This window comes from Nitrospira sp. CR1.1, from assembly GCA_014055465.1.
GTDB lineage: Bacteria > Nitrospirota > Nitrospiria > Nitrospirales > Nitrospiraceae > Nitrospira_A.
In genome coordinates this window covers 491,068-511,577 of the sequence record WIAF01000002.1, presented here as the reverse complement: position 1 = coordinate 511,577, position 20,510 = coordinate 491,068, and the positions used below count along the sequence as shown (strand labels likewise).

Genomic DNA, 20,510 nt, shown 5'->3' with positions numbered 1-20,510 from the left:
GTGGTGGTGGAGCCTCAGGTGGGGCGGGGGGCGGTGCGGGTGGTACGAGCCCCAGCGGAGGCGCTGCTCCGAGTAGCAGCGCGGCACCGCCTCCTTCCGGTGCAGGAGGAGGCGGTTCTTCCAGCCCGGCCTCCAAGAAATCATCGCCCACCAGCTTCTGGTTCGAGCCCGACAGTGCGTATGCCGCGGCGCCGCTCAGCACCGGACGTCCAACTCAACCGCGCAAGGATCGCTTTCTCCATCCGATCAATTCCGACTATGACCTGTACAGTGTGGGGAAAGATGGTGAGACCGTCATTCCTCTCACGGCCAGGCCAAGTCACGACGACGTGATCCGCGCGAACGACGGCAGCTTCGTCGGGCTGGCCGTCGAGTTTTAACGAGACGAAGGTATCGTGCAGATCGAATATTCCTTCCTCCGCAGCCGTGTCGCCCGCCGCGTGTTTTGGCTCTTTCTTCTCTGTGCCTTGTTACCTGTCGGTGCGTTGAGTCTGGTATCGCTCAGCGACGTGACTAGCCAGCTCACGCAGCAGGCGGAGCGCCGTGTGCGACAGGAAAGCAAGGCCATGGGCATGGCCATCTACCAACGGTTCTTACTCCTCGAAGCGGAACTGCTTTCGGCCATCGCACAACAGCGAGCGGGTGTGGCGACGCAGTCCGGGGAGGTGTCCCCACCGGTGTTGGCGCGCCTTCCGGGATTTGCCGGAATGGCCTCCGTGTCCGAGACTGGTGAAACCTCTCTGTTTTTCGGTGAGCTACAGGGAGTCCAGGCCTTGGCCCAGCGACAGCGGGCGCTGCTTCGTCAGGACAAGACGTTGCTCACGGTCGAGCCGAATGGCCTGGAAGGGGCCAGGATTTTTCTCTCGCGACTCTCGGAACTTGACGGGCGCGTGGTGGTGGCGGAAATCAGTCACGAAAATTTGTGGGACTTGGGCGGGAGTATGACCTTGCCCGACGATACCTCGATGTGTGTCTTTGGCCACGATCGCAATGTCCTGTTTTGCAGTCATGCGGTATCGGCGACGTTGATGCAACAGTGGGCGGCGCAGGGAAGCGGTCGTGCGGGGCTGTTCGAGTGGCGAGACGAGCAGGACGTGTATCTGGCCAGTTCCTGGGCGATTCCACTGCGATTTCAATTTTTATCGGCGCCTTGGACGGTGATGCTCAGCAAGCCCAGGAGTTCGGTGTTGGCGCCGCTGGCGAGTTTCCACTATCGGTTTCTTCTGATCGTCGTGATCGCGTTGCTCGCCGTGGCCCTGCTCAGCGTGACCCAGATCCGGAAGACAATGGTGCCGCTTGAGCAGTTGAGGGAGGGCACCAGGCGCGTCGCGGCGCGAAATTTCTCGCAGCCGGTTCAAGTCCGGAGCGGCGATGAGTTCGAGGAGCTGGCCTCATCGTTCAACGCCATGGCGGGGCGATTGCACCAGCAATTCACCCAGCTAGCCACCATCCATGAAATCGGTCGTTCGGTGCTGTCCGTGCTTGATCCCAGCCGCATCGTGGATACTGTCCTGGCGCGCTTGCGTGAAGTCTCGCCGTGCGAGGGGATCGCGATCCTGCTCATCGATCCGGCAGATGCTGCCCGTGGCTGGCTCTATGCGCGGGTCGGATCGTCCGGTGCGGAGACCAGCATGACGGGGGTTGCGGTGAGCGGGCAGGAACGCGCAATGCTCGTGGCGCACCAGGGCAGCGCGGCAGTAAGCGGTCTGGTGGCGGGCGGGGTGTTCGGGCCTCTCTGCGGGGCCGGCGCGGAGTCGCTGTTGGTTCTGCCGTTGTTCCGGGGGCGGGACCTGCTGGGCGGGATTGCGTTGAGTTACCGGCGCGCTCCCGGCATGGATGACGAGCGCCTGGCGCAATTGCGCCAATTGGCCGATCAGGTGGCGGTGGCATTGAGCAACGCTTCGGATCTGGCGGAGCGGAAGCGGGCGGAGACGTCGCTGCGTGAGAGCCACGCCCGGCTGGAGCAAACCATGACCGACCTGCAGACCGCGCAACAGCAGATGGTGCAACAGGAGCGGCTCCGCGCGTTAGGTCAAATGGCCAGCGGCATTGCCCACGATTTCAACAATACGCTGTCGCCCATTATGGGCTTCAGCGAACTGTTGCTCATTGCCCCGCAGATGTCCGCCGATCCGGCGCAACTGAAGGAATATCTGCAGACCATCAATATGGCGGCCAAGGATGCGGCGAAGGTCGTGAGCCGTCTGCGTGAGTTCTATCGTCCCCGCCTCGATGCGGACCTGGCCGGCATTGTGGATCTGAACCGGTTGGTCGAGCAGAGTGTGAAGCTCAGCCAGCCGAAATGGAAGGATCAGGCCTTGTCCAATGGAGTGGCCATCGAGATCAAAACGGAATTGGATTCGGTGTCGCCGGTGGCCGGCCACGAATCGGAGTTGCGCGAGGTGCTGACGAATCTGGTCTTTAACGCCGTCGATGCCATGCCGAAGAGCGGCTCGATCACGTTGCGGACCAAGGCGGACGGCGACCATGTGCGACTGGAAGTCAGCGATACCGGCACAGGCATGACCGAAGACGTGCGCCAGCGTTGTCTCGAACCATTTTTTTCGACAAAAGGAGAAAAGGGATCCGGGCTCGGGTTGGCGATGGTGTATGGCATTATCAAGCGGTTGCGGGGCACCATCGACATCACCAGCGCCGTCGGGGTTGGCACGACCTTCAGCATCCGATTGCCGATTCAGGCGGGGCAGGAGGTGAGCCACAAGCAAGAGAGCAACAGCCTGGATGGCGTGCGGCTGCAGATATTGGTGGTCGACGACGATCCGCTGGTGGGGCGTGTCACCGGAGAGTATCTGCGGGTGGCGGGCCATCAGGTGGAAGTGGTCACCAGCGCGGCCGAGGCTGTGAAACGATTCAACCCTGAGCGGGTGCATCTGGTCGTGACCGATCACGGCATGCCGGACATGACCGGCCGGCAATTGGCCGAGGTGATCAAACGGGTGTCGCCCGAGACCCCGGTGGTACTCCTGACCGGCGGCGACGAGATTGAAGTGAAGGAAGTCGCTTCGGCGGCCGTGGATGCCGAACTCTGCAAGCCGCTGACCATGGCGGCCCTCCAGCGGACACTGTCGACCTTGACGTTTCCAGGTGCCCTTTTTGCGGAGAGCGGAAAAGAAATTGGTGATGCGGCCTGAGGGTGGTAGGCTCAACGGAACACATATACGGGCGAAGGAGTGGTGAGAGCGTGATGCAGGACCTTGATCTGACGACTATCAAGATTCTTCTGGTTGACGACGAAGCCCATTGCACCAAATTGATGGAAGCGGTGCTGAAGCAGGCCGGGTATAGCCGCATCGTGATGACCAACGATTCCCGGCAGGCCGTCTCCTTGTATCAAGAGGGCAAGCCGGATCTGGTGGCCCTGGATATGCGTATGCCTCACATGGACGGTTGTGAGGTCATGCGGCAATTGAGGCAGCTCATCCCTGCCGAAGACTATGTGCCGATTCTGATCATCACGGGTGAGTTGGACGCGCCGACGAAACACAAAGCCTTGGCCGAAGGCGCCAACGACTTCATCAACAAGCCTGTGGACGCGACGGAAGTGGTGTTGCGGATCAAGAACCAATTGGAGACCCGGCGGCTACATCGACAGATCCGGATGCATAATGAACATCTGGAGGCCCAGGTCCGGTTGCGCACCAGAGTTGTGGAGCAGACGCAGCTGGATCTGCTCAATCGATTAGTCCTGGCGTCCGAATACCGGTACGATGCGAAGGGCGCCCATGCCTGGCGTGTGGGCCGTGTGGCCATGTTGCTGGCAGACATGAAGGGGTTGCCGCCGGATCAGGTAGACATGATCAAGAAAACCGCTCCACTTCATGATGTGGGCAAGATCGGCCTGCTCGACTCCATTGTTATGAAGGAAGGCGCCTATACTGCGGTTGAGCGGGAAGCGATGAAGACGCACACCAAGATTGGATCGAAGCTTCTGGCCGATAGCCAGGCGCCGCTCTTGATGATGGCGCGCGAGATTGCGTTGACGCACCATGAACGGTGGGACGGCGCCGGATATCATCGGCTGAAGGAGGTGCAAACTCCCCTGTCCGGGCGGATCGTCGCGCTCGCGGATGCGTTTGATATCATGACCCATGCCTGTTCGTATAAAGCCACATTGCCTCTTGCGCAGGCGAGGGCAGAGATCGAGCGGAATGCCGGAACCCAGTTTGATCCCGAGTTGAGCGCCCTCTTTCTCAAGCTCATCGATCGCGAAGGAGAGAATCTGCTGGCCGATGCGACGGCTCAGCAGTTGTTTGCGTAATCTCCGTTTCCCCCCCGACGCACCGGCCTGCCCGATCGGGCGCAATCGCAGTCACCGCACTCAATTCATCCTCGAGCGAAACGGTACTATGAAGTGGCGAGTCCCGATGTTGAGACCGCTCCGTCGTTGGACGCACGGCCAGATGGGCGTGTGCCGGTAAGGATGCTGCCTTGATGGCCATGCGAGTCAGACGGTGGACGCTGCGTGGCGCGGGCTATTTCCTGAGCGGGCTCCTGGTTGTGCTGGCCGGTTGGGGATTGTGGTGGGAGCCGGCCTCCCTGTCTACGCGGGAATATGAGCTCGCGCTCCCTGGATGGCCCGCCTCTGCCCGCGACCTTCGTATTGCGGTGTTGGCTGATTTGCATACCGGCTCTCCGCATAACGATCTGGAGAAATTGCAGGACATAGTGCAGGCAGCCAATCGCGCTCAGCCGGACCTTGTCCTGCTGGCGGGGGATTTCGTGATCCATGGCGTGGTCGGCGGGCATTTTATCGAACCCGAAGCGAGTGCCAGGGTCCTTCGATCACTGCAGGCGCCGCTCGGCGTGTATGCGGTCTTAGGCAATCATGATTGGTGGTTTGACGGTACCCGCGTACGGAAGGCGCTAGAGGCCGAGGGGATTCCGGTTCTGGAGGATCGCGCCATTCCTCTCATGTTCCATCACACGTCGATCTGGTTAGCCGGTGTGAGTGATTTCTGGGAAGCGGCACATGATGTGCGCCGTGCGTTGAGCGGTGTGGATGAGACGAGTCCGGTGATCGTCGTGACGCATAATCCGGATGTGTTTCCCGAGATCCCGGGCCGGGTGACTCTCACCATCGCCGGGCATACCCATGGCGGGCAGGTTGCGGTGCCCGGATGGGGACGGCCTGTCGTGCCGTCACAATTCGGTGAACGGTATGCCATTGGGCATATCGTGGAAGGGGGGCGGCATTTATTTGTGAGCACGGGCATCGGCACCAGTATCCTGCCCGTTCGCTTTCGAGTCCCTCCCGAGATATCGATTATGACCATCCGCTCTACGCTCACTCCTAATCAGTCCTCCTCGTGATTGACGCCTCCTTCATTCTGGTGTTACAAAAAAATATTTGGTAGCACGATGGAGAAGGCGTCATGGACACACTCGCGCGATTCGGGATCTCACTTGACCGGCATCTACTCCATGATTTTGATCGTTTGATCGAGCGGCGGAAATACACCAATCGCTCTGAGGCTATCCGCGACCTGATTCGGGATAGCCTGGTCAGTCAGGAATGGAACGAGAACAAGGAAACGGTGGCGACGATCACCTTCGTCTATGACCATCATGTGCCGGATCTCGCCAGAAAGCTCACTCGCATTCAGCATGAGTTTCAGGGCCGCATTATGGCCGGGATGCATGTGCATCTGGACCATGACCATTGCCTCGAGGTCCTCGTGGCACGGGGCAAAGGGGGCGCCATCCGCAGGATCGCCGACGCCTTGCTCAGCGTCAAAGGCGTGAAACACGGCAAGCTCACGATGACGACGACCGGTACAGGGCTGCGGTGAGCCGCCGGTGACGCGTGCGTGTCGCTGCTTCGTGATTGCGCTCGGTGTGATCCTCTGGACTGCGCCGGTGGCCGCCCATGATCCGGATGCCGTCGATCTCGAGGTGCCGGAAGTCGAAGTCTCCACCGATCGCCCCGTGGCGGCGTCCTCCCAACAATTCATTCCCGACAAGGAATTTCTCATGCAGCCGCAGGGGCGACCGGCCCAGGTGTTGCGGCTGATCCCCGGATTCATTGCGGTGGAACATTCTGGCGGAGCCGGAAAGGCCGATCAGTATTTCCTGCGCGGGTTCGATGCCGACCACGGGACGGACGTCGCGTTTTTCACCGACGGGATGCCGATCAATTTGCGGAGTCATGCCCACGGGCAAGGGTACACCGATCTCAACTTCATCATTCCAGAAACCATCGAAGGGGTGGATGTCTACAAGGGCGCGTATCTTCCGGAGTACGGCGACTTTGCGACGGCGGGCGCGGTGAATTTTCGCACGCGTGAAATGGTGAAAGAAGGGGTCGTTCAGTCGGCCGGCGGACAGTTCAACACCCAGCGGCATCTTGTGATGTTCTCGCCGACCAAGGATGCGGTGCGAACACTGTTCGCGGCGGAGGGCTACTACACCGACGGGCCGTTTCAGAGCGATAATCGCTATTTCCGAGGGAATCTATTGGGCAAGGCCACGATGAATCCGCTCGGCCGGGACGAACTGGTCATTACCGGCACGTTTCAGAAGTCGCAGTGGAACGGTTCGGGCGAGATTCCATTGCGGGCGGTGCACGATGGATCGCTCGACCGGTTCGGGTCCATCGATCCGAGCGAGGGAGGCAAGACGCTTCGCAGCACCGGACGGATCAACTACCATTACGACATGCCGTCTGGTGGCCGCTTCTTCGCCAATGCCTATGCGCAGTATTACCGGTTCGATCTGTTTTCGAACTTCACGTTTTTTCTGAACGACACGGTCAATGGCGACGGCTTTCAGCAATCAGACCGGCGAGTCGTCTATGGTGGGGATGTGGGCTACAAACAGCCCGTTCGATTTTTCGACATGGACGGCGCCGCGACAGTGGGCTTCCAGACACGGGTGGACGATATCCATGCGCGTCTGGCGCCACAGGTGAAGCGGTCGCCGCTGGGGACAACCGTGGACAGCACCATGCTCGAAGCCTCCTCCGCACCGTTCCTGAAAGTGGACCTGCAGCCGGCGCCCTGGTTGCGACTGTCTGGTGGTGTTCGCACCGAGGTGTTCACGTTCGATGTGCGGAACCGCTGTGCAACCTGCTCGGAACAACCAGCCGGCAATACGAGTTCAGGGCTCGTGCTGCCGAAAATGAACGTCATGCTGGGGCCCTGGTTCAGGACGGAGTTCTTTGCCAACTACGGCGAGGGGTATCACAGCAACGATGCCCGTTCGGCCATAGCCCGGGCTGCCTCCCCTCTGGCCAAAGCGAGAAACTACGAAGTCGGCATTCGTTCCAAGCCCTGGGGGCCTGACGGAGTCGAACTGATCGCGACCCTCTGGGCGCTAGATTTGAAGCAGGAACTGGTGTTCGTGGGAGATGAAGGGACAACGGAGATACGCGGGGCCTCGCGCCGCCGCGGCATGGAGGTCGCGGCACGTGGACAGATCTGGGGACCGCTCTACTTCAACGGCAGCGTGACCTGGACGAAGGCGGAATTCACCACCGGCGCCGCGATTCCGCTGGCTCCGGAAGTGACGGCGTATGGAGCGTTGCTGCTGCGCTGGCCGGAAGGGCTGATGTCACAGATCCAGGCGACTTATCTCGGCGTGCGGCCGCTGGTGGAAGACCGCAGCGCGAAAGCGCCGTCCTGGACTACGTTCGACCTGTCGGAACGGTACCAACTTCCGGTGAAACTGCCGCACGGTCGGTTGGAGGCATTTCTCTTCGTGCAGAATCTCTTCAACGCGAAATGGGAACAAGCCACGTTTTTCTTTGAATCGCGCCTGCGTCACGAAGCAGCCGGTGTCGCGGATACGCATTTTGTGCCGGGGAGTCCACGGTTTGTGATGGCCGGTCTCGCCTGGTACTTCTGACAGGCGGCTGAAACTGCCCGCCAGCTTCGTTCTCACCTCGGCATCATCCTCGACGTAGCCAGAGGCTACGCCTCCGGAGCTGACATCGGCTGCGGCCTTGCTGAACGGGCAGTTTGAGCCGCCTGTCTCGACCGCTGAAAACGACTTCGAACGCCGTTCTCAGCTCGAAAATATCCTCAACGTACCGCAAGGGTACGTCTGCGGTATTTTCTCGCCTGCGGCCTTGCTAGCAACCATTTTGAGAAGGCTATTTAGATACATCTGAGTGATCAGCCGCTACGCGCCGGTGCTGCCATCGGCTGCAGCGGCGCCTCCATTGATTGAACGTATGGATGATCGCCATGTACAGTTGGGGCTGTCCGGTTACCTTAGGTTGGAGCGGCGATGATTCTTCCTCGTGACTATTTCGATCGTCCCACCCTCGAGGTGGCCCGTGCATTGGTGGGGAAATATCTCGTACGCGAGCAGGGCAGCGGGCTGCTTGCCGGAAGGATCATCGAGGTCGAGGCGTACATCGGCACGGAGGATAAGGCCTGCCATGCCTCGAAGGGGCGGACGGCACGGACGGACGTGCTGTTCGGACCGCCGGGACATGCCTACGTGTACCTGTGTTACGGCATGTATGAAATGCTAAATGTGGTGACGGAGCAGGAGGGATTTCCGGCGGCGATCCTCCTGCGGGCAGTGGAATGCGAGGGACGGGTGATCGATGGCCCCGGGCGGTTGACTCGTGCCTTCGACATCGATCGCCGCTTGAATCGTTGCGATCTGACGATCGGCCAGTCCCTCTGGTTTGAAGACCGCGGCGAGGTCGTACCGACCGGCGTGCTGAAGACCCATCCGCGTATCGGCGTGGATTATGCCGGTGAGTGGGCGCACAAGCCCTGGCGGTTTCGTCTGACAATGGAGCCGTCCAAGCCCCGCCGTACCACCGCCAGATTCTCTAGTCCCAAGAAATAAAAACGGGGAAGCCGGTGTGCGGCTTCCCCGTTGGAGAACAGAGTCGGAAGAATTAAAAACTAGTCGATCTTGCGCTCGCCGGTGATCTTCGTTGCTGAGGTCACAGGCGGCTCGATCTTGATCTGCGGGCCCTGCACGTTCGGCAAGCGGCCTGCGCCCTGGCCTTCGGTGATCCGGGCATTGTCCGTTTTGGTCAACTTCTGTTCGGCATGCTTCGTGGATTCGAAGGACTTGAGCAAGGTGGACTCCCCGCGTGCGTCCTTTTGTCCGGGATCATTGGCCGTCGGCTGTCCGTTCACCGGGCTACCGTCGTTCTTCATCGGATAACCTTCGTGCTTCGGCAACAGCGCCGGGTTTGCGGAGGCCATCGAACACAAAAACAGTACACCTGCAAGGGTCGCGACGCTGCCGATCACGAGTTTCATACCCCTACTCCTTTGAAAGAATGTGAAAGTATGGTGGTCGAGTATATAGACGTTAAAAGCCTTAAGAGTGCCGGAATATTAGCTGCCTGAAGAAGCCGTGTCAAGAATAAAGGGGGGAGGAGAGTGGGTGGTCATGAGGCCATCCAGTTGCTCGCAGACCGCGCACCATCGGAATGTGCTCGGCCCATGCGCGCAGGCGGACGGCCTCGATGACCACCCGCAGGTATGTGGGCGATTGGTTCGGAGGGATGTGACCTTGAATCGGCTTTGCTTGTGAAAAGCGGCCTTTTGGCGCAGCCAGTGGGTAAAGCGGATGACCGGCGCGAGAGCCTCCTTTGCTCGCGCAACGCGCGGCCTCAGAAGGCCCTCGTTGGACGCGCGCAGGAGAAGGCTCACCCCGCCGGTCCGTATGAATGCGAAGGATAATGGCATGTTCGGCGCACGCGCGCGACTGGCCGGACCTAGGAGGAGACGTTGTTCGACGCGAGAGAAAACGCGCTGAGGGATAAGTTGTGAGAGATACAACCTTCGAATTTTGAAAAGTAAAAGCCGAATTAGGAGGCGGCGGTGGGGCGGCGCGGCGGGCGGCGGCCGCGCCCCCGATAACGATGCGCAGGCCCACGGCTGACACCGGGCAGGCGAATGGTTACCGTCGTGCCTTCGCCGGGTGTGCCTGAAATCCCGATACTGCCCTGATGCTCCTCCACGATCTTTTTGACCGTGGCGAGACCGAGGCCCGTGCCGGAGCGTTTTGTCGTGAAGAACGGCTCGAAGACCTTGTCGACATGTTCCGGCGGGATCGGCGTTCCGTTATTCTTGATCAGGATCTGGACTTCCAGATGTTTTCCGGCCCGTTGGTTGTTCATGGTGATCGTCAGGATTCCACCCGGGGTCATGGCCTCGATCGCATTTTTGAAAATGCTAAGGAAAACCTGCTGCATCTTGGCTTCATCGGCACGCACCGGGGCGAGAAGCCCGGGATATTCTTTGACCACTTGAATGCGGGTGGCTTCCAGTTCGGTGGCGACGACGGTCAGCGCGTTTTCGACCATTTCCGGGACGCGGCAGAGCCGGCGCGTGAGATCCAGTGGTTTGGCGAAATCGAGGATTTCGTTCAAAATCGCTTCGATGCGGATCAGGTCTCGCATGGCGTTCTCGACACGGGTCTGCGGGTCGAAATCGAGAATGCCCTCCGCAGTGACCTCTTCCAACTGGGCGCGAATGGAGCCCAGCGGCTCCCTGATCTCAGTGGCGAGGAAGGCGCTGAACTCTCCAATGGCGGCCTGCCGTTCCTGTTTTCTGATCACCGGCTCAGCTGAAATCAGCGCCGCGGAACCAGCTTCGGAATCGGCCGCTCCTTCGACTTTAGGGGCGCCTGCCGCGGAAGGAGGCGCAGTCTGGAGCAGATCCACCAACTTGAGGTTGATCGGCTCGAGCAGGCGGGCATCGGGTACCGTGTACCGGTCTGCTTCCTTCGATGCCAGCGTGATGGTTCCCCCGACTTGGCCGCGCAAGAAGAAGGGCAGAACCAACGACGACTGGAAACGGTCCTTGTACAAGTGCTTGTGATCGAGAAAGCGCCCCTGCGTGGAGGCGAGATCATGGTCGACCCGCGGCTTCCGGTGACGCACCACCCACCCGGCGGCGGAGGCATCGAGTGTCAGGCGCTGGCCTGCTTTGAGATCTTTCTTTTGGTCTTTGGGGTCGGTTTTTTGTTCCCCGGCGATTCCCAGAACTTCCACGTTGCCGGCGAGTGGGTCATAGGCGCCGATCCAGGCGCGATCGAAGGCCAGGGTTTGGTTCAGCTCATTCAGCAGCACCACGATTTTCCCTTGGATTTCAGGCGTGGCGTGGGAGGTTGGGGCATTGTAGACATCGGGGGCGGCAATGACCGGTTGCGGCTCCTGCAGCACCAGCGGGCGACTGAGCAGCACGTTGAGGTCGAAGAGGCTGTCGCGCTCGAGGGCCTTGGTAATGTCGTCGCCGGCCTGCTCGAGCATGGTCTTGTCTTTTTTGGCATAGACCGCATTGTCTTTCCGCCCGATGACCAGAAATCCATAGGTGCGGTTCTTGTGGCGGAGCGGCATGCCGAGGAGCGACTTGGCGCCAGGGGTGATCAGGCGAAGGCGAATGGTGCGCGACGCTTCGGGATCGTTCCCGACCGGAACCGACGTGAACACCTTCTGCGAGGACAACGTGCGGCCGATCGATTGGACGTCCCGCGGGGTAAATCCTCGATGCACCTGCGTGGTCAACGGACCCTGTTCCTGATGGAAAATCGCGACCAGCGCGGCATCAGCCGGCAATCCGTTGAGGACCGAGGTCAGGGTGCGTTGAAGATGGGTTTCCGCTGTGGCTTTCGCTGGTTCGACTGGAGGACTCATCGACCTCTATGCAGGATGCTTGCGATCATGCAGGGGGGCGGCGATTGTCGATCGGCGCGTTCAGCGCTGATCGTGAACCATGCCCCGCAGCACGTTCGAAACACGATGCCGGTTATAGGTTGTACGCTCTCTGCGGTGAAGATCGAGCGCCGGGGCGCATTGTAACAGTCATATCAGAGTAACTCAAGGAAAGACGCAGCCCTCACGAATGCTCTGACCCGTCGGGATTGATGATGGTTGGCGGGCGTTGCGGACGCTGGCCCGGTTCGATCCGGCTCTGTTCGACCACCAGCAGCATGTTGAGAATGCTGCTGACCAGACTGATGACGAGGGCGCCCCAGAAAGACGCGCCGAATCCGGCGACGGTAAACCCTTTGACCAGGGCAGCCGTGAGTTGCAGCAACAAGGCGTTAATGACGACCATGAACAGACCGAGGGACACGACGATCAGCGGGAGCGCCAGCAGGTACAACAGCGGGCGAATCAGGCTGTTCAGCAGCGTCAGGACCAGCACGGCGGCCACCCCGGCACCGAGACTGTCGGACTCAATGCCGGGCACAGTGGTCACGGCCAGAAAGACGGCGAGGCCCATGATCAGGACCCTCATCATCAACGGCCGAAGGCCGTCGCCGCCCGGTCTGGCTTGCTGGTTGTGAGAAAGTTGAAACACGCGCATGGAGGGTTATTGGGCTGCCTTCGGTTGCGAATCAGAATAATGCACTTCCGTCGCCGTCAGACCATCGGTCCCTTTCTCCGCTTCGACGACCACCCGGTCTCCCACCTGAGGCGGACTCTTCGGGCGGCGTAGATTGCGCACCTTGTACTGGGTCTTGTCCGTGAGGCGAACCGAGACCATCTGGCCCTTCGGAGTTTTGATTTCCATGTGGGTGGCATCAATGGCCGAGACGACGCCGAGCACATGTTGCCCGCTGCCGTGGGCGGCGACGATAGCCGGTGCGCAGATGAGAAGGAATGCGGCGATAAAGAGTCGAAGGAATGTCACGGGGGGTCCTTTCGTTGGTGCATTAATGGCGGTGCGCGCCGGCGGCCTTGGACGCGGCGGCGTCGTCTCCGCTCAGGAACTGGTCGATCAGCAATTCTTCTTGTAACTCTTTCTTCGTCTTGGGATTCAGGGCGGCCATTTCCTGCAGTTCTTCTTCGGTAATGCTGGGCAGGTGACGAATGAAATGCACGAGTTCCCAGCTCCCGCTGTCCTTCGCCGGGTCGCCGGTACCCCAGCCGGGCATGGCCGTGAAACGAATGCCGTTTTGAATGATGAAGAACAGCTCGCCGTCCGACATCGTTTGTGTGTCGGGGAGGCGGAGGTCCGGCGCTTTCGGGTACACATTCCTCCCGATCACCGTGTCCCCGCTGCCGTTGTTGGCATGGCAGGAGGCGCAATGGTCGGCGAAATGGGCGCGGGCTTCCTTCATCATCTCTTGCGTGACGGGCAGGGGATTGCGGAGTCGCCTATTTTCATATGGGATGGCCAGATGTCGAACTTGCCTGGCGATCAACACTTCCAACTCGTTCGGTTCGGCTTTGGCGCTGAACCCGGTCGTGTAGGATTGGTAACCGAACCACCCGAGAATTCCCAGGGTCGCGAGGAAGCCGATCATCAAGAGTCCGCAAATTTTCTTCATCAGAGACAAACCTTCCTGCGCTGGCGTCGCGCCGTTCTCCACTATACCGTCTCAGTCGAATGAATGCCAATTGGCCCCGCTTCGCCACAGGCGGAACACGCGGATTACGCGGACGCCGGCGCAGGGGCGAGCAATCGTAGCAGGAGCATGGCAGTGACCGGCACGTACATCAAGAGGCCGGTCGTGCCCTGGAGTGACTCGCCGATCCAGAAGGTGACCGCCAGGTTGAAGATCAACACGCCATAATAGAGGCCGGTTCCCAGGAGGAGTCGGTGCGTCGTCGACGGTGTATGCGGCGGGAGCGGGTCGGCCAGCCGCTGGTCGAGGGGAAAATAGACCAGGAGCGAAATCGCCCCGACGACCGCCCAGCCGATATAGTTGGCCATCGGCACGCCGTAGTGCACGCCAGGATCGGGATAATAATAGATCTTGCCGAGGAACCAGCGGTCGCCGCGCAGTGCCACGGGATCGATCACCATGTCGATGAAGGCAAAGAACAGCACGGTCAAGATGAACACCGGCCAGGAAGTCCGCTCGGCGGGCGCGAACGAAAGGCGGGGGAGTCGCAGGCCCGGTCCTCGGTGGTCCTGTGCCATCGGCAGGAGCAACATGAGCGCGAGCGTATAACTGGCGAAGAGTAGGAACGAAAACGAGATCGAATCCATGAACGGAATATTGGAAACGTAGAGTTCCTGGCCGACCGTGGACCCGTTGTAGTGGTACCAACCGAAGGGAATGCCGTTACGCGTGGAGGAGTACTCACAGACGAAGGCCGTCATCCAGCTGATGAGCCAGAACCGCCACGTCCGCGGCCAGCCGATCAGCGCAATGGCTGAAAACAAGAACGCCGCCAGAAAGGCGAACACGTAGGGGCGGAGGAGGATCGTCTTCGCAAAAAGAAGGAGAAGTTCCATCGGGTACGTTGAGGATGCTCAAACAGGTCTTCCGGCAAGGCCGCAGGCGTACCCTTGGGGGTACGTTGAGGATCTTGCCGAGCCGAGAACGCAGCTGGAGGCCTGTTTCAGCATCCGATTAGGCATAGCCATGCTCGCGAAACCACCTCACCGCCTTTTCCAGCGCGACCTCGACCGGCGTTTGCGGTAAGCCGAGTTCGCGGATGGCCTTACTGCAATCGTAATGCATTTTATACTTGGCCATCTTCACGCCTTCGAGCGGGATACGTGGGGGCACGCCGGTCAGGTTCGCGATCCACTGATTCGCGTAGGCGAGCGGCAGGATGGCCAGGCGCGGCAGCTTGACGGAGGGCGCCTTCACCCCGGTGATCCGGCTGAGGATCTGAAACACCTCGTTCAACAACAGATTTTTATTGCCGAGGATGTAGCGTTCTCCCTGACGGCCCTTCTGCATCGCCAACAGGTGGCCCTGGGCTACGTCGTCCACATCGATCAGGTTCATACCCGTTTCGATATAGGCGGGCATGCGGCCCTTCATGAAGTCCACGATGATCTGCCCGGTGGGGGTCGGTTTCACGTCGGCTGCCCCGACCGGCGCACTCGGGTTGACGATGACAACCGGCAGGCCTTCCTGCGCGAGTCTCTGTACTTCTTGTTCGGCGAGATATTTGGAACGTTTGTAATGTCCCGCCATCTGTTCCAGCGAGACCGGCGTCTCTTCGGTGCCGAGTCCTCCGCCCGGCGGCAACCCGATCGCACCGATCGTGCTGCAATACACGCTGCGCTCTACACCGACCTCGCGCGCTGTCTCGAGAATGTTCCTCGTGCCGGTGACATTGATGTCGTAGAAGATCGACGGATCTTTGGCCCAGAGGGCGTAATGTGCCGCCACATGATAGAGCTGCCGGCAGCCGCGTAGGGCCTGGCGAAGGGAGTCGCGATTGCGGAGGTCTCCATGCACTTGTTTGACCGGAAGCCCGGCCAGGTTTTGCAGATCGGCGCCTTTGCGCGTGAGGACGCGGACCTCCGCGCCGGCTTGGACCAGCGCACGCGCCACGGCCCCACCGACAAACCCGGTTGCTCCGGTCACGAGAGCATTCATGGGTACACCCTCGTGAGGCGTGAAGCGTGAATGGTGAAATGTGAGTGACGGGAGATGAGCGCGTGATCGAGGAGATTGCGTTTCACGTCTTACGTTTCACGCCTCACGTCAGTTTTTTCGTGCGGTGATATAGCGGGCCAGCTCGCGGAGGGGATCGGCCTTGGCGCCGAAGGAGGCGAGACGGTCGTTGGCGCGAGTCACGCAGTCATCGGCCAGTTGCTTGGCCCCTTCAACGCCATAAAACGTTGGATAGGTTTTCTTGCCGCGTTCCGCATCGGTGTTCGGATTCTTGCCCAATTCCTCGCGGGTGCCCGTCACGTTCAGCACATCGTCGGCAATTTGGAATGCGAGCCCGATGTCCTCAGCGTAGCCGGTGAGGTCGTCGAGTTGCCGATCGGAGGCGCCTGCGGCGATGGCCCCCATGCGAACGGCGGCCCGGATCAGCATCCCGGTCTTGTGTTTGTGAATGTTCTGCAGCGTGGGCAGGTCGATATCCTGGTTCTCGGCCTGAATGTCGAAGACCTGGCCGCCGACCATGCCCAAGTTTCCGGAGCCGTAGGCCAATTCCCGTATGATGCGTATCTGTCGCGAGGGTTCGCAGCCCTTCATGAGGTCGGGGTGGCTGATCAAGTCGAAGGCCATGGTCAGCAGCGCGTCACCCGCCAAAATGGCCATCGCTTCGCCATAGACCTTGTGGTTGGTCGGTTTGCCCCGGCGAAAGTCATCGTTGTCCATCGACGGCAAGTCGTCGTGGATCAGGGAATAGGTATGGATGAACTCCAGCGAACAGGCGACGGCCATCAGCCCGGGCGGCGTCGTCCCTACTGCTTCGGCCGCAGCGATCGTCAAGATCGGGCGGACCCGCTTGCCGCCGGCCATCAGGCTATAGCGCATGCTCTCGTGGAGCGTCGTCGGCGGGGTGGCAGCCGGAGGGCTAACCTCATCCAGGAATCGGTCCACCGCAAGCCGGTTGTGTTCGAGATAGTCCTTAATGTTCATGGGTATATAGGGTGCCGATCAGGAATGGTGTAGAACCGGCGCGGAGAGTAGCAAATGGGTTGAAGGGGTGTCAATGAAGCCGGGCCTCACCGGCATCCTCTTATTCGTGGAACGCGCGACATAGGCATTCGATCATTCCTACGTCTCTTACCAAGGAGCTCACCTGGCAGTCCTTCACTGCGCGCCTAGGTTGATGTGCATCGCCTCCTTCCTCCCCTTCCCTCCTTGTTTTTTCTTGGACCCCTTCGTTATACTGCCGCCCCATGAATATTCTTCGCAATGGCGGTGGTGACTGGGAGCCGATGCTGCTGGGGATCGAACCCCGGAACTGCAAGGTGTGCAACCAGGGATTGTACCGCGATAAGACGATGCTCCGCGGGGGATGGTCGCGCTGTGCAGTCTGCGACGAGTTCGTTCATTATAGTTGCCTTGCGAGCGGGAAAATCAGCTTCCTCAAGCAGCGCCCGCGGATGTGCAAAACCTGCAAAACCGCCGCAGAGCAGGCCAAACAAACCCCTTCGGCTCCGTCCAGCCAACCCGCGCCCGTCGGGTCATGACCCTGTTACTGGATCCGCAGCAGCGTTCGACCAGGCCGGCCTGGCATGTGTTCTTTTCGCACAGCCTTCGGTATGTGCTCGCGCCGCTGCTCTTCGTGTCCAGCGGATTCTTTACGGCCAATTTCATTGTGAGCGGTCATTACACCTGGCCGCGTACGAGCCGGGTTTTCGTATTGACCCTCACCCTGCTGATTCTTGCCTACGAGTTTATCTACAAGGATCGCGCCATTCAGTCGAATGCCCCGGATCGAGCATTCAATGCGGTGCTGTATTCCTGTATGATTCCCTATGCGCTTGGTGTCCTCATGATGCTGGCGTTGGCAAAACTGTAGCAAGTCCCGTTTCCTGGTGCTTCATCGGTGGCTATGGCACAGCGGTTTCAAAGCGGCGCCTTCGTGCAACAATGTTTTGCCGTCCATCCCTTGTGTCTGTCGCTGAAGCGCATTGACGAGAACGGACGGCTCGTGATCGCCTGCACCTCCTGCCGCATGATGCATCTCATGAGACCTGATCAGGTCGTGGGCCGGGTGGCGGCCGTGCCGCTTGGCGGCGAGGTGGAGAGTCCCAAAGTTGTGCCCACGGCGAGAGAATCGCTGGAAGACTGTCTACGCGCCCATCCCGTGTCCGTGACTATCAGGGAACTGGATGTGATCCGCGACACGGTCGGATTGCGCTGCGGTGAGTGCCGGCGAATATTCGATATGCAGGTCTCGACGTTTGAATCCCACCAGAAATCCTAGCCGGATGCTGAAAAAGTCCGCCAGCAGCGTTCTCGCGTCGTTCGGACCCTCAACGTACCCCGGAGGGGTACAGAGCCTGTCGCGGCAGGCTCAGGGTGGGCGGGTAAGAACGTGACGCCTGCGGCAAAGACACTGCCCGCTCACCGACTCGCGGGCGCGCACAAACGTGATGCTCCTTATTCGTCGCATCGTGCGCCTCGCTACGGCGGGACAGCCTTTTTGAGCATCCGACGAAAGCGGGGTACTATGCCGCTACACGCCTGGGCATTCGGAGTTCGCACCCGTCAATATTGTGTTTCTGTGAGCTGTTAGCCTCCGTGGTCTTCCCATCACAAAACCAGTCCCTGACACCCGCTGAGTTCGCGCTGGTTGCGGACGGGGAACTCTTTCGCGCCAAGGAACGGATCATCCTCAAAGTGCAGGTGTTGCTGGCAGCGCTTCAGGCGGGGTTGCAGGACGATCTGGCACGGATGACATTGCTGGCGCCTCCCGGGTTCGATCAGACGAAGGCGCAGTCTGTGAAAGGCGAGCGGCTGGAGGCCTGCCCCTACCAATACTTGGACTATCCGAAACATTTTCTCGGCGACGAGAAGTTCACCTTTCGCTCGTTGTGTTGGTGGGGCCACCATCTGGTGTTTGCGATGATCATCGAGGGCGGTCAGGTCAAGCAGTGCAAAAAGAATTTTTTTGACCGGTTTCACCAGCTGGCCGGCCAGGGGCTAGAGCTCTCTCTGGCTCCCACGTTATGGGAATGGAAGCGGGGGGAGGGCTACACCTTGCCGATCACGCACGATCGGAAGGCTCAGTTGGCCGCCGTGTTGTCTGGACGAGCCTGGTTCAAGATCGCCCGATTTGTGCCGCTGGATTCGCCGGCCTTGCGCGAGGGCCGTCTCCCGGAGATCGGACGGGAGACCTTTCGAAGCCTCCTCCCCCTCCTTGGCCCCTGACCCGCCCGATGTTCTGATTCCGACCCGGCAAGGCTCCATTGGGCCGGCCGCGAATTTTCCTGCTGAACCGGGCCCTTCCTGTTTGTTATCCGGCTGCGAGTTGGGTAGACTGGGCCCGTTTTAGTAAGGCCACATACTGACAGGGAGGCACGTGTGATTGCACAAGGATGTCGAATCGCGAGTCAGGTCTGTATTGCGGTGGGGTTGGCGCTGCTCTGGGGCTGTGCCGGAACCGGAGAAATGGTGTCGCTCAATGTGCAGCCGCAGCAACCGTTTGTGCAGAGCGGCCAGCCCGAGCCGCTGAAGATCGTCATTGAACCGTTTGAAGACCACCGCGCGGACAAAACCAAGATTGGTCAGCGCACTCATCTGGGCGGCGGGGTCACGAATTTTAATGTCAGCGGAGGCTCGCCGGGAGTCACGATCGCCGAAGCCTTGGCCGAAGCGTTGCGGTGGCGGGGCTGGAACCGCCGTGGCTGGGATGCGCGCGTGGTGCAGTCGGGCGTCGAGGTTTCGGGCGCAGACATCGTCATCGGCGGAGAAATTCGGGATTTTTCGGCCAACGCCAAGAGCCGCGTGTTCAATACGAAATTAACGGGCGAGAGTCGCCTGGTGATTCGAGCCAGGAACATGGCGGACGACAGCAGCACGCAGCGCAATCTGCAGGGCGAACAGAGCAAGCTGGTGTTCTGGTTTACCAGTGAGGATCTCGAGATCCTCATGTCCGGTCTGTTGCAGGACGGCATCGAACGGTTTATCGCCGATACGAAGATTGAGGGCCGCGCGCTGAAGTCGACCAAGTGAGGCAGCTCAGGTGTGACAGCGGCGCGGGGATCGCGGAGGAGCGTTGTGCGTGAACGCCGCTGGGAGACCGCCGGCAAGCTGACCTTTCAGGAGATCCTGGCGGTCGGCGAGCGCCTGGGGGCCTTGGGCCTCAAACCGGCCCAACCCGCCAAAGACGTGATCTGCTATGTGGAGGATTGGGCCGTCGAGTCTCCTCAGGCTTTTGATCAGCTCGATCAGTGGGCCACGGAAGACGTCACGCTCCTCCACATTCGCGACGCCTGGCAGGGCGATTTTTTTCTGCTGGCAGGCGGCTACCACACCGTGTATCAGCGGTTTCAGGATGTCGGTACCTACTGCTCGATCAGTCATCCCTGGCGCACCAGACCCGGCTTGCGGTTTCATCACCCGACATCCATGTTCTGGCTGGGGTTTCGTCACAATCATGCCTTTATCCGGGTGCGTCTTCACACGCGGGAAGTGGTGACGCCGGGGGAAACGCGCGAGGATGCCCGGCGGACCGAGTGGATCGATGAACGGCGGGCAATCTTTCTCGATGCGATCGCCACGCTGGATCTGCCGGTGGAAACATCCGTCGATAAGGGGAGCCTGGTGCTGACGCCCGCCGACCCGGCGACCCCGTTTTTCTGTTCCTGGCCGGATGCCTTCGGACCCTGCCAGTTTGAATACAATTCGCTCGACGCCTATGAGTTTCTCGTGCCGGCGAGCCGGTTGGCTGCTACGTTCACGCCGCAAGCGGCCTCGGTGCGTGCGTACCTCACAGGATTTTCCGAACAGGCGCTCGAGGCCTTCGCCGCCGTGCAGCCGGGCGCCCGGTCGGTCTACCGCTGCTCCGTCCATTGCGCGCTGGGTGAATTGCCGGAAGTGCTGGCGACCATCGAGCCGCAGGGCCGCCTCTACAGTACTCTCTGCGAGTTTCAGACTCAGGAATTGATGCCTGACGGGGAGGATGCCTCGGCCATTATCGGGATTGTCGGCACGGCCGCGGGGTTTCAATTGGAGGCCCGTCTCAATCGTGCTCCGCTACCGGAGGACCACATGGCCGGTTGGTTGGAACGCCTCTTGGGGATGCCGGTCGTCTATGCGCCGCTCCCGCCGTTTATGTAATTCCTCGGTAGTGTCTCAGTTTAGAAATGAAAACAAAGATACACAGGTTTCTTTATGGAGGACGA

General features: G+C 60.3%; 19 protein-coding genes. 11 read left to right on the top strand and 8 right to left on the bottom strand.

Features of this window, described 5'->3' with window-relative positions; genetic code table 11:
- The first annotated feature begins 395 nt into the window (after window positions 1-395).
- The 6 genes from GDA65_06955 (at window position 396) to GDA65_06930 (ending at window position 8,823) form a co-directional block, all read left to right on the top strand.
- Window positions 396-3,152, top strand: a complete 2,757-nt coding sequence (locus GDA65_06955; protein MBA5862430.1) for a response regulator — start codon at window positions 396-398, stop codon at window positions 3,150-3,152.
- Window positions 3,153-3,202: 50 nt separating this feature from the next.
- Window positions 3,203-4,279, top strand: coding sequence for a response regulator (locus tag GDA65_06950; protein MBA5862429.1), 1,077 nt, complete (start codon window positions 3,203-3,205; stop codon window positions 4,277-4,279).
- A 179-nt stretch (window positions 4,280-4,458) separates the two neighbouring features.
- A complete protein-coding gene (locus GDA65_06945; protein ID MBA5862428.1) occupies window positions 4,459-5,331 on the top strand; it encodes a metallophosphoesterase in 873 nt (290 codons plus the stop codon).
- 62 nt (window positions 5,332-5,393) lie between these two features.
- Complete coding sequence (gene nikR, locus GDA65_06940) at window positions 5,394-5,810, top strand: nickel-responsive transcriptional regulator NikR (protein ID MBA5862427.1); 417 nt, start codon at window positions 5,394-5,396, stop codon at window positions 5,808-5,810.
- A gap of 7 nt (window positions 5,811-5,817) precedes the next feature.
- Entirely contained in the window at window positions 5,818-7,863 is a 2,046-nt protein-coding gene (locus GDA65_06935; GenBank protein MBA5862426.1) for a TonB-dependent receptor plug domain-containing protein, read from the top strand.
- Between the two features lie 384 nt (window positions 7,864-8,247).
- Entirely contained in the window at window positions 8,248-8,823 is a 576-nt protein-coding gene (locus GDA65_06930) for a DNA-3-methyladenine glycosylase (GenBank protein MBA5862425.1), read from the top strand.
- Window positions 8,824-8,882: 59 nt separating this feature from the next.
- Here the strand turns inward: GDA65_06930 and GDA65_06925 are convergent, their stop codons facing one another.
- From GDA65_06925 to GDA65_06890, 8 genes are all read right to left on the bottom strand, one after another.
- Window positions 8,883-9,248: a hypothetical protein gene (locus GDA65_06925; protein ID MBA5862424.1), complete on the bottom strand. Its 366-nt coding sequence runs from the start codon at window positions 9,246-9,248 to the stop codon at window positions 8,883-8,885.
- 554 nt (window positions 9,249-9,802) lie between these two features.
- Window positions 9,803-11,632 (bottom strand): GAF domain-containing protein, encoded by a 1,830-nt coding sequence (locus tag GDA65_06920; GenBank protein MBA5862423.1) that lies wholly within the window; start codon window positions 11,630-11,632, stop codon window positions 9,803-9,805.
- 202 nt (window positions 11,633-11,834) lie between these two features.
- Complete coding sequence (locus tag GDA65_06915) at window positions 11,835-12,308, bottom strand: phage holin family protein (GenBank protein MBA5862422.1); 474 nt, start codon at window positions 12,306-12,308, stop codon at window positions 11,835-11,837.
- Window positions 12,309-12,314: 6 nt separating this feature from the next.
- The gene (locus GDA65_06910; GenBank protein MBA5862421.1) at window positions 12,315-12,635 is read right to left on the bottom strand and encodes a hypothetical protein; all 321 of its coding nucleotides are present in this window, start codon (window positions 12,633-12,635) and stop codon (window positions 12,315-12,317) included.
- Window positions 12,636-12,657: 22 nt separating this feature from the next.
- A complete protein-coding gene (locus GDA65_06905) occupies window positions 12,658-13,275 on the bottom strand; it encodes a cytochrome C (GenBank protein ID MBA5862420.1) in 618 nt (205 codons plus the stop codon).
- A gap of 104 nt (window positions 13,276-13,379) precedes the next feature.
- Window positions 13,380-14,189 carry a carotenoid biosynthesis protein gene (locus GDA65_06900; protein ID MBA5862419.1) on the bottom strand — a complete coding sequence of 270 codons (810 nt, stop codon included), beginning with the start codon at window positions 14,187-14,189 and terminating at the stop codon, window positions 13,380-13,382.
- A 118-nt stretch (window positions 14,190-14,307) separates the two neighbouring features.
- Window positions 14,308-15,291 (bottom strand): NAD-dependent epimerase/dehydratase family protein, encoded by a 984-nt coding sequence (locus GDA65_06895; protein MBA5862418.1) that lies wholly within the window; start codon window positions 15,289-15,291, stop codon window positions 14,308-14,310.
- 108 nt (window positions 15,292-15,399) lie between these two features.
- Window positions 15,400-16,290 carry a geranyl transferase gene (locus GDA65_06890; GenBank protein ID MBA5862417.1) on the bottom strand — a complete coding sequence of 297 codons (891 nt, stop codon included), beginning with the start codon at window positions 16,288-16,290 and terminating at the stop codon, window positions 15,400-15,402.
- A 472-nt stretch (window positions 16,291-16,762) separates the two neighbouring features.
- Between GDA65_06890 and GDA65_06885 the strand changes: the two genes are divergently transcribed.
- The 5 genes from GDA65_06885 to GDA65_06865 all read left to right on the top strand — a co-directional run bounded on the left by GDA65_06885 (window position 16,763) and on the right by GDA65_06865 (window position 20,445).
- On the top strand, window positions 16,763-17,179 hold the full coding sequence (locus tag GDA65_06885; GenBank protein MBA5862416.1) for a hypothetical protein: 417 nt from the start codon (window positions 16,763-16,765) through the stop codon (window positions 17,177-17,179).
- A gap of 27 nt (window positions 17,180-17,206) precedes the next feature.
- Window positions 17,207-17,587 carry a hypothetical protein gene (locus tag GDA65_06880; protein ID MBA5862415.1) on the top strand — a complete coding sequence of 127 codons (381 nt, stop codon included), beginning with the start codon at window positions 17,207-17,209 and terminating at the stop codon, window positions 17,585-17,587.
- A 317-nt stretch (window positions 17,588-17,904) separates the two neighbouring features.
- Window positions 17,905-18,534: a hypothetical protein gene (locus GDA65_06875; protein MBA5862414.1), complete on the top strand. Its 630-nt coding sequence runs from the start codon at window positions 17,905-17,907 to the stop codon at window positions 18,532-18,534.
- A 153-nt stretch (window positions 18,535-18,687) separates the two neighbouring features.
- Window positions 18,688-19,338, top strand: coding sequence for a hypothetical protein (locus tag GDA65_06870; GenBank protein ID MBA5862413.1), 651 nt, complete (start codon window positions 18,688-18,690; stop codon window positions 19,336-19,338).
- 45 nt (window positions 19,339-19,383) lie between these two features.
- Complete coding sequence (locus tag GDA65_06865) at window positions 19,384-20,445, top strand: hypothetical protein (protein MBA5862412.1); 1,062 nt, start codon at window positions 19,384-19,386, stop codon at window positions 20,443-20,445.
- Window positions 20,446-20,510 lie beyond the last annotated feature (65 nt).